Origin of the sequence: Paraburkholderia sp. DHOC27, assembly GCF_003429005.1 — a bacterium.
GTDB lineage: Bacteria > Pseudomonadota > Gammaproteobacteria > Burkholderiales > Burkholderiaceae > Paraburkholderia.
In genome coordinates, this window is the sequence record NZ_QVQV01000002.1 from 488,844 (window position 1) to 501,419 (window position 12,576).

Sequence of the window (12,576 nt, forward strand, 5' to 3'; positions counted from 1 at the left end):
ATCCCGCATCATCCCCCGCCCGGCTCCTTGTCGTTTTGCTGAGCGTTGCGATGACGGAAGTCTTTCGAATGCAGACCGTGTTTCTTCAGCAGCATTTGCAAGTGCGAGCGGTTCATATCGACCCGCCGCGCCAGTTCGGCGACGGTGCCGCCCACCTCCTGAAGCCCGCGCTCCAGAAAGACTTTCTCGGCTTCATCACTGGCCGCCCTTTTGGCGTCCCCCAGCGACATCAGATTCGCCACCACGCTCACCGTGGCGGCAGCAGGCGATGCCGCGCCCGGCCGCACATCGACCGGCAGATGTTCCACGTCACCCGTGTCGCCCGCGAGACACGAGATCCGGTAGATGATGTTACGCAACTCGCGGATGTTGCCAGGGTAGCCATAGCGCAGCAGAAAATCGCGCAGGCGCGGCGTCATTCGCACAGGACGGCGCTTCAGTGCGCCCGCCGCCTCGTCGCTGAAATACGCGAGCAACAGCGGTATTTCATCGCGCCGTTCTCGCAGCGGCGGCAACGTAATGTGAATCACGCTGAGCCGGTAAAACAGGTCCTCGCGAAAACTGCCCTGCTCGCTCTGGCGCCGCAGATTGCGATTGGTCGCGGCCACGATGCGCGTATCCACCGGAATGGGTTCGTCGGAACCCACGCGCTGGATTTCGTGCGCTTCGAGCACGCGCAGCAGTTTGACCTGTCCCGCCAGCGGCAATTCGCCGATTTCGTCGAGGAAAATCGTGCCCGTATGGGCGCTTTCGAACTTGCCTTTACGATCGCCCGAGGCGCCGGTAAAGGCGCCCTTTCTATGGCCAAACAATTCGGATTCCAGAAGATTATCGGGAATCGCCCCGCAATTGACCGAGATGAACGGTTTGTCGGCCCGGCTGCCGTTGGCGTGAATCACCTTCGCCATCAGCTCCTTGCCCGTGCCGCTCTCGCCGTCGATCAACACCGGCAATTCGGTGGGGGCCGCCTTTTCCGCAATTTCCAGTGCTTCGAGCAAGGACGGATTGTCGCCGAACGTACCCTCGAAAATGAAGCTGCGCGCGAGCAGCGCCGCGCGTCGCGCGCCGCGTGACTGCTCGACACGAAGTGGCTCCGCGGCCGCCTGCACGAAACGCTCCTTGTGCGACAACTGCATGACCTCGTCGCGCAGTGCGCTCGCCTGCCTGAGTACGCGTTCGATGTCGGCGCGTTCGAGCTTCGAGGCCCAGCGCAACATGGAGCGCAGGATCTCGATCTTTTCGATCAAGCCGGCGTACGAAACGGCGGGACTCGCGTCCTCGGTCTGGTCAAGTATTTTCATCCGGCACTCAACTGTTTCTGGACGAGCTGGTAGTACATTCCCTTGCGCTGCACCAGTTCCTCGTGGCGGCCTTGCTCGACAATGGCGCCTTCGTACAGCACGAGAATCTTGTCGGCCCGCATGATCGTGCTCAGCCGGTGCGCGATGATCACCGCAGTGCGGCCTTTCAGAATGTCGTGCATATTGCCGAGAATATTGCTCTCGGACTGGGTATCCAGCGCTGAAGTCGCTTCGTCGAACACCAGCAGCTTCGGATCGTGATACAGGGCGCGCGCAATACACAGGCGCTGGATCTGGCCACCGGAGAGTCCAAGGCCGCGCTCGCCCACCACCTGCTCATAGCCGAGCGGCATCTTGCTGATGAACGCGTGCGCGTCGGCCATCTTCGCGACCTCTTCGATGCGCCGCCGGTCGGGCGCATCGTCCCCGCTCGCGATATTGTCGGCAATCGTGCCGGAAAACAGCAGATTGGTTTGCATCACGTAGCCGATCTGCCCGCGATAACAACCCTTGTCGATACTGTTGAGATCGTAGCCATCCACGGTCATCTTGCCTTCGCTTGGCATATAAAAACCGACCAGCAGCTTGGCGAGCGTGGTCTTGCCCGAACCGCTGCGACCCACGATGGCCACCAGTTCACCGGGCTTGATATCGAAGCTGATGTTCTCCAGCACATATTCGCTCTCACCGGCGCTGTAGCGGAAATACACTCCGTTCAGACTGATATCGCCTTGCAGATCGGGCAGGATGACGCGCGCGGCCAGGTCTTCCGGCTTTTGTTCGGGCTCGATGTCGAGCACATCGCCAAGGCGCTCCATTGCCACGCCCGCATCATTGAGCATGCTCCAGAGATTGACGAGACCCATCAGCGGTCCCAGCACACTCCCCATGAATGCATTGAAGGCGATCAACTGGCCGATGGTCAACTCACGCGCCAGCACCAGATTCGCGCCCACCCACAGAATGGCGATGGTGGTTGCCGCATTCAACAGCTGGCTGCCCATGCCCACGAGAATGTTGAAGGCCTGGGCGCGGTATTGCACCTCGAGCGCCTTCGCGTATTTCTTCTCCCATCGCATGCGCACCGGACGTTCGATGCCCATGCCCTTGATCGTCTCGACTCCGGCGAGCGCTTCCATCAAAAACGCCTTGGAATCCGTGGATGCCGTGAACACCTCGCGTGCGTAGCGCTTGATTTTTGGCGTGGCAAGCGCGGTGAGCAGCACGATCGGAATGACGAAGGCGATCAGCACCAGCGTCATCTTCACGTTGTAGAAGAACATGATGCTGAAGTAGATGAACACCATCAGCAGATTCAGCGCGGTCGTCACGGTCGATTCGGTGAGGAACGCACGAATGGTCTGATTTTCCTGGAAACGCGCAAAAATGTCGCCCGTCTTGCGGCTGGCGAAAAACGAGAACGGCAGCGACATGGTGTGCTTGAAGAACTGCGACATCATGGCGAAATCCATGTTGCGCACCATGAAATTCGCCAGATAGGCGCGCACGGTGGACATCAATTGCGAAAAAACATTCGCCACGATCAGCCCGGTAATCAGCAGTTCGAGAAGGCTGACGTTCTGATGCACGATGACGCCGTCAAGAATGTTCTGGATGATGAGCGGTGGAATTACGCCGAGCACCTGAATCACGAACGTGGCGAGAAACAGGTGCGCGAGTATCTTGCGGTACGGCGTGAGGTATCCGGCGAAGCGGATCCACGGTGAGCGTGAGGCCGCCATCTGCACCATGTTCGGGCCCGACGTAAACAGCAGGCATGTACCGCTCCAGCCGCGTTCGAAGTCCTCCACGCTCAGCTTTCTGAAGCCGAGCGCCGGGTCCGCAATCCACACCCAGTCCTTCGACGTGCCATACACGATGATGTAGTGGTAGCCCTCCCAATGCACGATGAAAGGCAGATCGAAGCCGCGCAACGACTCATAGACGCACTGCACGCCGCGCGTCGTGAAGCCGAGCGATTCGCCGGCGCGGGCGAGGCTATCGAGCGTCGCACCCATCGTCGTGACATTGGCAAGATCGCGCAGCTTGCCCAACGTCATGCCGATGCCGTAGTGCCGGCAGATCATCGCGAGGCAGGCGGCACCGCAATCCATCTCCTCGGCCTGCTCGACGAGCGGAAATCGCCGGAGCACTTTTTCGCCGAACTCGGGCCGCGTGTGCAGGTCGAGTACGACGGGATGCTTGCGCCGTTGCTCGACACGCTTCTGCCTTTCCAGTTCGCGTTCGGCAAAACGGATGCGTTCTTCGAGCGCCTCGCGCAACTTCGGGTTGCGCTCCAGGATGAAGTGCACCGTCTTCTCGGGGATCACGAGCAGGCGCGTCTCGGTGTTAGCGACTACCGAGACCATCTGCTCCTGGCGCAGCAAGCACGCTTTCTCGCCGAAGATCTCGCCTTGCCTGAGCGTGGCCAGCACGTAATCGCTGCCCTCGTCGTGCCGCACGATACGCACTTCGCCCTGCCGGACCACATACAGCCGTCGATCTTCGCGCGTGCCCTGCTTGAGAATTTCCTTGTCCGCGCTCACGCGTTTTGCACCGACACTGCGCACGCATTCTTCGAGTTCCGCTTTATTCAGCTTGCTGCGCAGATCGAATAGCTGCGTCACGAAGCCGCCAGCCGAACTGATCGCCACGTAGCTCGCCACGAACGCAAGCGCATCCGGGTTGCCGCCGATCACAGGCTCGATGGCGCTGCGCGGAATGAACAGCAACTCCGTTTTCGCCGAGGCGCGTACCGACGACTCGTGCACATACTGACGCAGCATCGCGATGTCGGCGAAGATCTCGCCCGTCTTGCGCACCCCCATGCTGATCTCTTTGCCGCGTTCCTCGGTAAAGATGCGCACCGTACCGGACTTGATCACAAACAGCCCGTCCGCCGCTTCGCCCGCATTGCACACGGTCTCGCCAAATGCGAAATGCCGGGACTCGGCGTGCGCGGCCAACCGTTCGAGTTCATCGCGCGAGAACGGCGAGAGAATCTCGACCGTCGCAAGGAAGTCGGCGGTTGGCGAAGCGGTTTGTGGTGCATCCATATGTTGGTGAACCTCGGTATATGAACCGTCAGTGGGCCTAACGGGCCTAACGCACTTCGATCACATGCTCCTGCGCGCGGGCGAGCAGCCACTCTTCGCGCAGACGCCGGCGAATTTCGCTCTCGACGTCCTCGTCGAGAGCGGCCGGATACTTCGCCGTCACCGCGAAAATCTCGTAGCAGGAACCGTCGGACGAGGGAAACGGCCCCAGCAGATCGCCAGCGTCGGCATTGAAAATCTTCGCCTCGATATCAGGCTTGAGCGAACCGCGCAGCACCTTGCCAATCACGCCACCGCGCTCGCGCGTTTCGGCGATTGAATGTTCGCGTGCCATCTCGGCGAAGCTGTCCGGATCGTCGTCCAGCACCGACATCATTTCGCGCGCCTTTCCTTCGCTATCCAGCACCATGTGGCTCACTTCGATTGCGTCGAACTTCGGCGAATTCAACGAAAAGTACTCTTCGACTTCCGCCGGGTCACCGATATTCGACAGCATCTTTTCCTGGTACAGACCGTCGGTAATGAAGCGCTCGAACTCATCGAGGCTCACGCCGAGCGCATCGAGGAAATGATTCATGTCGGCCGCGCGATGCAGGCCGCGCACCCGGCGAAACTGATCGGCGCGCTGCTGGATTTCATCCTCGGACAACTGCACGCCGTGCTTTTTCGCGGCGTGCACCGTGAGCTTGTCGCGCACCACCTGCTCGATCAAACTCTCGAACTGTCCGGTCAGTTTCAGCAGACGTATGAATTCGGCCACGTCCACGACTTCATCGTCGATTCGCACTATCGCGGTCATCTGTTCCGCTCCTTGAATTGAGGCCTGCGCTGGCCGCGCGTCATCCCGCCACCTGTCTGAACGGGTCGAGGCCGAGATCGATCAGACGCCGCTCGCGTACGACGATTTCGGCGCTGGCAGTCATTCCGTAACGCAATGCATAGCGGTTGCCCGCCACTTGGTAGTAGTTCCGTTCAAGGGCCACGCGTCCTTCGTAGACGGGCTGCTTGTCCTGCGCGGAGGGTTTGGTGGCCGGCGAGATGTATTCGAGGGTGCCGTTGATCAAGCCGTACCGCTGATAGGGAAACGCGTTGAATTTCAGCTTCACGGCCTGGCCTTCGTGCAGGAAAGCCCGGTCACGCTCCGCAATTTCGATCTTCAGCACCGAGCGCGCGTTCTGTGGCGCAATGGCCCCGAGCGGCGTATTGGCCTGCACCTTGTCGCCGGGTTGCGTCGAGGTCACGTCCGTCACGACGCCCGAAACCGGCGCCACGATCAGCAGGAAATTGTCCTTGTCGATATTCTCGAAACGGATGCGCGCGGCGGCGTCTGCCTGGAGGCGGGCGCTTTCCAGTTGCAGCCGCACGGTGTCCTGCGCGGTGGCGATATCGCGCACTGCAGAATCGTATTGAATCTGCAGGTTGGTGGCTTCCTCGCCGCTCGTCGCGAGTTGCGCGTTGGCCTGCGCATATTCGTGACTCAACTGGAAGTCCAGTTCAGAGAGCTTCGATTGGGCCACACGGTATGCGTTTTCTGCTTCCTGGTAGGCGTTTTTCTTCGCGTCGACCTGGAGTTCCGCTACGCCCCCGCCGCCCGGTTGCGCAAACAGGCGCACATATTTGTCCTGTTCGTCGCGCGCGGAATCCCGCGCACGCCGTGCGTTGTCGAGGTTGCTGCGGGCCTCGTCGAGCAACGCGCGTTGCCCCTCGGCGAGCTTGGTCGTGCCCTCCGACATGCGGTTCTGGTGCAGGTTCGACTCCACTTCCATCTGTTCCTTGAGCGCGGCTGCCTTGCGTTCCATCAGCGCCTTCTTCGCGGGAAACTCGCGCCACTCCCGCTCGGCATCGTCAAGCTTGAGTTGCGCCTGCAAGGCGTTGCTCGCCGCTTCGATCGCGCCACGCGCATTCAGCCGCGCCAGCACATCGCCCTTCGAAACGGGCTGCCCTTCGGCCACGTACAGATCCACCAGTTCGCCGTCGATGGGTGCATAGAAGCGCCGCACTTCCGACACGGGCGCGAGTGTGCCCTGTGCACTCACGATCACGTCCGCGTGTCCGAAGAACGACCACAGCAACCCGGCCACTACCAGCGCGACCATCAGCAGCACCAGCGCACGTGCCAGCCGCACCGGCTCCGCCGTGAGAATTGCGATGCCTTCGGCGCTGTGATCTTCGAGCGCCTCGGCAAGCGGCTTAAGATGCAGTTCCCGCTTCACTGGCAGCGCCTCCGATCAGCGTGAGCTTGGCCCGCAACAGCTCGGGGTCGAGTACCATGCGCAGCTCCTGCAGTGAACGGCGTTGCAGGTCGACTTCGGCGTTGATCGCGTTGAGCAGCGTGTCCGAGTCGCCGGGATGATCGGCACGCAATTGCGTATAGATGCGCATGCCCTGTTGCGCGACGCTTTGCGCTTCCGAGAGCAATCTGGCCTGACTGCGGAATTGCGGCGAGATGCCGGATTCGAGTCGCTCAGCCCCGCCTATCGCACCATTCTCACGATACTGATGCCACAGTGCCTGCGCGTGCGTGAGCCAGTCCTGCGCCCGCACCAGCGCTTTCTCGCGAATCGCCGCCACGTCGTTGCCGATGGCCTGCACGAACCACGTGTCGGCGACGGGATCGAGCGCACCGTAGAAGGTCAGCAATTGATCGTCGTAGCCTTTCGTACCGCGCGCCTTTTGCAGCGCACTGTATTGATCCAGCACGGACTGCTTGCGGGCCCGCTCCTGCGCGAGCACGTCGGACCACGGCGAAGCGGGCATGGACTGCAAGCCGGCTAGTGCCTGCTGTGCGTCGCCGCGTTGCCACGCCGCAGCGGCGCGCTGATACTGCTGCATCACCGCGCTTGAGGGCAGTTGCGTCGCGGCGAACTGCTGATACTGCTGCTGAAACTGCGGGGTCGCGAAGTGCGCGGATTTCATCAGCGCCAGTAATGCGCCGAGCTGGCGCGCCCGGGCCGCGTCCGCCAGCGCGACGTATTGCCGGAGGTCCGTGCGTAGTTGCTCCAGACCCGCCAGACGCGGATACTTTTCGGCGTACTCGCTCAACATCGCTCGCAGTGCGTCGAAGTCGCCGCGCGGCAGGTCGCTTTTGAGCGCCGCATTCAATCGCGCAATGGCCGGCAAATACACGGAGTTGTCGCTCTGTAGCGCACGCAAATGGCTCATCGCCTGCGCATAGGGCTCAGCGAAATCGGGCACGTATGAGGAAATGCGATCTAGCGCGTGCTGGTGCGCCTGGGGGTCCGCGTTCCAGCGCGCGAGCAGATTCGTGATGACGTCTTCGTCGGCGTTCATGTGAATCGGCGCCTGGGTACCGCCCCTGCCCACTACGAATCGCTCCAGATCGCCCACCCATGCGAGTTCAGCCACCAGCGGTCGCGCATCGGGATTGGGCGCGGCCAATGCCGTGGCACGCGCGTTCACCGCGGCGGCCCGCGCGAAGTTGCCCCGCCGCAAGGCAGAAAGCCAATCCGGCACGACGGACTTCAGCAAGGCTTCGCTCGCGAGAGCCTGCATGGGTGTATCCGCAGGATGACGGGCCAGGTTCTCGTTGGCCAAGGTGGTGGCTTGCCCATAGTCGCCGTCCGCCAGCAGCGTTTTCACCTCGCGTTGCGCGGCGCCGCGCATATACAGCGCAACGGACACTGCCAGCACCAGCATGAGGCCCGCAACACCCCATAGCGCGCCGCGCCGGAGCGCCGTGCGGTCGTCGCCGGAAAAGGCCCGCAGCAATTCGGCCGCGAACACCTGCCAGCGGCGCCGTGCCGGGGCGTGCTCCGTGTCGCGTTCCGCTGCGGGCGTCGCGTGTGCGACGGACTCGTTGACCTCGTCGTCGCGCTGCGTGACCTGGTCGATGCAGAAGATCTCGAGAAACGAATGCGCGGCGCCGACGAATGCGGTCTTGTCGGTGTCAAACACTTCGACTTTCACAGGGTCGGAAGCAGGGATCGTCGTCACGGTGGCCTCGAGGTCGCACGCTTTATGCAGGTGCACCTTGTAGACGAAGTGGTCGCCGCCGAATGCAAGGACGTCGCCGTCTTTCAGGGAAACCGCGGATTCTTCGAGCCGCTTGCCGGCAACGAACGTGCCGTTCGTGCTGCCCAGGTCTTCGATAGACGGCACGCCATCCTGCAGAAAAATATGTGCGTGACGCCGCGAGATGTAATTCACCTGATGAGGAAAGGCCGCCCTGTAGCGCGAAAACAATTCATCAGTCTTGCTGACGAGAAATGGAAAGCTCAGTATCTCGATGGGCTGAAGTCCAAGATCCTCGCGTTCCGGCACGAGCGTCAACGTCACCGTCTGTATCGGGCGGCCCACGTCATGTGCACGAGGTTCGATGCCCACGCGATAGCAGAGCGCGCCGCCAAAACACAGTTCATCTCCGACACGCAGACGATGTGGCGTTTGCCGCACGCTCACGCCGTTGACCGACGTGCCGTTCTTGCTGCCCAGATCGGCGACATACGCGGCGCCGTGTTCGATGAAAACCCTGGCATGTCTGCGCGATAACGCAGAAACGGATTCTTGCGGAAAACTCGCAAACGGCGGCTCACCGCGACCGACCGCAAACAGCGTGTTGCCAATGCGGATTGCGCCTAGCTCCGGCTGTGAGACAGGCAAGAGCACCACATCGAACGCCTGTTCGTGGGTCACCCTCAACTCTGCAATGGGAGCCTCGCCGGGATTCATTTGTCTTCATCACGAAGTTGATCCGCAACCACGAAGGGTTGAGCGAAGAGCCGGTGCGACGCGCAATGCCAGGCGATGGGCGCGAGGGAACACCGTACAGGCGATGACAATCGAATTGTAAGACACGCACGGCGGGAGTCAATTATCGCGGCAGCCTGAACGTGCCTCACGTTTTCCCCGAGTATCGCGCTGCTTTTCACTTAGTACTCCCTTAGTTTTCCTTGACGTCGGCCTGCACATCGACCGGACCCCAGCCGCCGCCCAACGCCTTGTAGAGCAGCACGGTGTCCGAGAGAATCTGCTGATGATTGGCGAGCAAGGCGAGCTGTGCTTCGAGCAGCGTGCGCTCCGTCTCGAACACTTCCAGTTGCGACACCACCCCTTCCTTCAGTTGCGCTTCGATCTGGTCGGCCACGAGGCGCAGGCGCGTCACTTCCTGCTGCAACTCCACCCGCTGTTGGCGATGCGAGTCGAGATTGACGAGTGCGTTCTCCACTTCCTCGAACGCCCCCATCACGGTGCGGCGATACTGCTCTTCGGCGAGTTCGCCTTGCGCCTTGGTGGTTTTCACATGCGCGCGCACACCGGGATCGAAGATCGGAAAGTCGATGCTGGGCATCAGTCCATACGTGAACGCCTTGAGCAGCGAGGACAGCGCAAAGCTCGCCGTGCCGGCATGTCCCGTCAAACTGATGGTGGGCAGTTGTGCGAGCTTCGCCTGACCGACGAGGTCATAGGCTTCGAGCACGCGAAATTCCGCAGCCACCACATCGGGCCGGCGCGCGAGCAACTGCGAGGGCAACCCGGCGGGAACCGGCGGCAATTGCACGCGTTGCTGCAAATGCCCATCCGGCAGGTGAAAATCGCCAGCCGGCACACCGGTCAGCGTCGCCAGTGCGTTGTTCGCGAGATCACGCGAGCGGTGCAATTCCAGCAGTTCGTTGGTCAAGCGGTTGATCTCCGCCTGCTGACGTACCACCTGGGTCTGAGGCACGAGGCCGTTGCGGCTTTGCCCTTCGTAGATGGCAAGAATCTGGCGGTTGGTGGCGAGCGTTTTCTCCTGTTGTTCGATCTGGTCGTCGTACTGGAGAATCTGGAAATAGGTGATGGAGACGTTGGACACCAGTTCGAGGTAGCCCGCGCGCCAGTCCGCTTCGGTGGCGTGAAATTCCGCCTTCTGCGCCTGCACGCCCTTCTCGACCTTGCCCCAGATGTCGATGTCCCAGTTGACCTGGGTGCCTAGCATGTACTGCTGCTGAAACGGCACGCCAGTGCTTTTCTGGAAGCTCGCGCCCGCGCCCGCGTCGAGGGTAGGCAGCGCGCCCGCCTGCGCCTCGTTGATCTCGGAGCCCGCCACCTGAATCCGTGCGGCCAGAATCTTGATGTCGAAGTTGCCGTCGATGGCTTTGCCGATCAACGAGTCCAGAAACGGGTCCTGAAAGCTCTTCCACCAGTCGGGCTCGATCGTGGCAGCGGCCGAAACCGCAGCGCCCTGCTTCGACCAGGTTTCCTTGGCGGGTGTCGCGGGACGTTGATACGCGGGCATGCTGACGTCGACGCAACCGCTCAACGCCAATCCGCACAGCGCGATGACGCAAACCATCCAGCGGGTCGTGCAAACCAGCTCGCGATGAGCACCCGCCAGTCCGGACAAGGCAGACACGATTCTCTCCAGCCGCTCAGAGCAGCGTGATGCTGTTATTGGCGGACTGATGCGGCGTGACGGTCGAACGCATGCCGGTCGCGAACGCGGTATCCATCCCCACCACGTTGTCGATATTCAGGCCTTGATTAATCAGTTGCGACGCGCCGATCGTCACGCCATCGCCGAACTTGAACTGGCCAAACGAAGGAAACTGCGGCATCGCGAAGCCGGTCATCTGGCCGCCGCGCATGGCACGCATGGCCTCGCGGTCGAGTTCTTCGGTGACATCCAGGTCTGAGACGATGAGCGAGTTCATTGCGGTTCTCCAGTGGGCACTTGGACCTATTGCCGGCACTTGGCGTGTGTCGGCTCGTACCCAGCTAATGCACAGGCCGTGCCAATCTCGCATGCATGCTGTGGCAGACGGCTTGCAGGCACGATTAAACGGGGTATTCAGGAGTACCGAGCCGTTTCGTGGCATACCGGCATGCGCTGAAAAACGAAGAAGTGATGGCCGTCATCCAACATCCATGCTGTGCGGCGTTGGTGTCGCGCCAACAGGCTCAGATGGCGCAACCTGCACGCACGCGCACCCCGCGCCCTGCACCGCTTGCGTCACTTGACGTAGACCGTGATCTTCTTCGAGTAGACCGGCGGCGTGTGCGGCATATGCATGTAGTCGCCCATCAACAGTTGCAGCGTGTGCTTGCCGGGCGGCAGCACCAAGGTGGTTTCGGTTTCTCCCGCGCCGAAATGCAGGTGACTGCGATCGGAGGGAATCTCCTTGTCGAGCGGCGGTAGATCCGTATCGATCAGCAGATGGTGGTGACCCGTGTTCGGAAAGTTGACACCTTTAGGCGCCACGCCCATGTTGCGCAGACCGAACCAGACACGGAACGGCTTGTTGGCGGGAAGGGTTTGACCGTCGTTCGGATAGCCGATGTAGCAAATGGCATCGGCAGGCGCGGGCGTGGCCAATGCGATGGCGGAATTGAGCCACATTATGGCGGCCAACGACGCTAGAGCGATTACCTTGTTCATCGTGCGACTCCCCGTCCTTGCAGACCGGCACTTGCCGTGTGGTCCTAACGTACGTAGATGGTGATTTTCTTCGAATAGACCGGAGGAACCTGCGGCACGTGGTTCTCGTCGCCTAGCAGAAGCTGTAGCGTGTGCGGCCCTGGCGCCAGTTCGACGCGTGCATCGGTTTCGCCAGCACCGTAGTGCAGATGATTGCGGTCCGAAGGAATCGGTTTGTCGAGCGGCGGTAGGTCCGTGTCGATCAGCAGATGATGGTGCCCGGTGTTGGGCACGTTGACGCCCTTCGGGCAAATCCCCATGCCGCGCAAGCCCATGCGCACCCACAGTTTGCCGCCGTGAATCACAGTGCCGTCTGCAGGCCAGATGATGTATTCCTCCGCGCCCGGCGGCGACGGATTCTGTTGCAGGTCGGGCGTCGCCGCCGTCAACAACAGCATGGCGAGAACACTAAGCGCTGTTCTTGCTGGCATGTTGCGCCTCCTTCGAAAATGACCTGTTCGTGCGCTGTGGCTTTTGCGCTTATCTGCTGCGCTCGTCTGTTGCACTCATCTGTCGCGCTCGTCTGCTGCATTCATCGCAGCTTCGAAGCGCCACGCACCACCGCGCGTCATGGCAAACGGCGAACCGCGCTGCCAATCCAGGCCCCGCATCTGGCCTTTAACTTAGGACGTAGCTTAGGTCGCAAATTTATAAAATGAAACGGGCAATCGTTAACCTTGTGACGCACGTAACGCATGCTATGGTTGTTTACGACCGTCGCGAAACTGCCAACACCCTGTACACCTGTGGGCTCATGCAGTGCGTCGCCTGATCCGCTGACGGAGTGTCCGTCAACGGATAGATG

Annotated in this window: 9 protein-coding genes; all 9 read right to left on the reverse strand. The window is 61.3% G+C overall.

Translation table 11 applies throughout. The features are described 5' to 3' along the window. Window positions 1-8: 8 nt before the first annotated feature. The gene (locus tag D0B32_RS10450) at window positions 9-1,301 is read right to left on the reverse strand and encodes a sigma-54-dependent Fis family transcriptional regulator (protein ID WP_117333872.1); all 1,293 of its coding nucleotides are present in this window, start codon (window positions 1,299-1,301) and stop codon (window positions 9-11) included. Next, window positions 1,298-4,357, reverse strand: a complete 3,060-nt coding sequence (locus tag D0B32_RS10455) for a peptidase domain-containing ABC transporter (RefSeq protein WP_117333873.1) — start codon at window positions 4,355-4,357, stop codon at window positions 1,298-1,300. The genes D0B32_RS10450 and D0B32_RS10455 overlap by 4 nt, the downstream gene beginning before the upstream one ends. A gap of 46 nt (window positions 4,358-4,403) precedes the next feature. Further along, window positions 4,404-5,156: a peptidylprolyl isomerase gene (locus D0B32_RS10460; RefSeq protein WP_117333874.1), complete on the reverse strand. Its 753-nt coding sequence runs from the start codon at window positions 5,154-5,156 to the stop codon at window positions 4,404-4,406. A 40-nt stretch (window positions 5,157-5,196) separates the two neighbouring features. Beyond that, a complete protein-coding gene (locus tag D0B32_RS10465; RefSeq protein WP_117333875.1) occupies window positions 5,197-6,570 on the reverse strand; it encodes an HlyD family efflux transporter periplasmic adaptor subunit in 1,374 nt (457 codons plus the stop codon). Continuing rightward, window positions 6,548-9,046: an FHA domain-containing protein gene (locus D0B32_RS10470; RefSeq protein WP_117333876.1), complete on the reverse strand. Its 2,499-nt coding sequence runs from the start codon at window positions 9,044-9,046 to the stop codon at window positions 6,548-6,550. Before D0B32_RS10470 ends, D0B32_RS10465 begins: the two co-directional genes overlap by 23 nt. Before the next feature lie 211 nt (window positions 9,047-9,257). Next, window positions 9,258-10,649, reverse strand: coding sequence for an efflux transporter outer membrane subunit (locus D0B32_RS10475; RefSeq protein ID WP_117333877.1), 1,392 nt, complete (start codon window positions 10,647-10,649; stop codon window positions 9,258-9,260). A 76-nt stretch (window positions 10,650-10,725) separates the two neighbouring features. After that, a complete protein-coding gene (locus D0B32_RS10480; protein WP_117333878.1) occupies window positions 10,726-11,007 on the reverse strand; it encodes a hypothetical protein in 282 nt (93 codons plus the stop codon). Window positions 11,008-11,306: 299 nt separating this feature from the next. Next, window positions 11,307-11,732: a DUF4399 domain-containing protein gene (locus tag D0B32_RS10485; protein WP_117333879.1), complete on the reverse strand. Its 426-nt coding sequence runs from the start codon at window positions 11,730-11,732 to the stop codon at window positions 11,307-11,309. Between the two features lie 44 nt (window positions 11,733-11,776). Continuing rightward, complete coding sequence (locus D0B32_RS10490; protein ID WP_259294977.1) at window positions 11,777-12,169, reverse strand: DUF4399 domain-containing protein; 393 nt, start codon at window positions 12,167-12,169, stop codon at window positions 11,777-11,779. Between the last annotated feature and the right edge of the window lie 407 nt (window positions 12,170-12,576).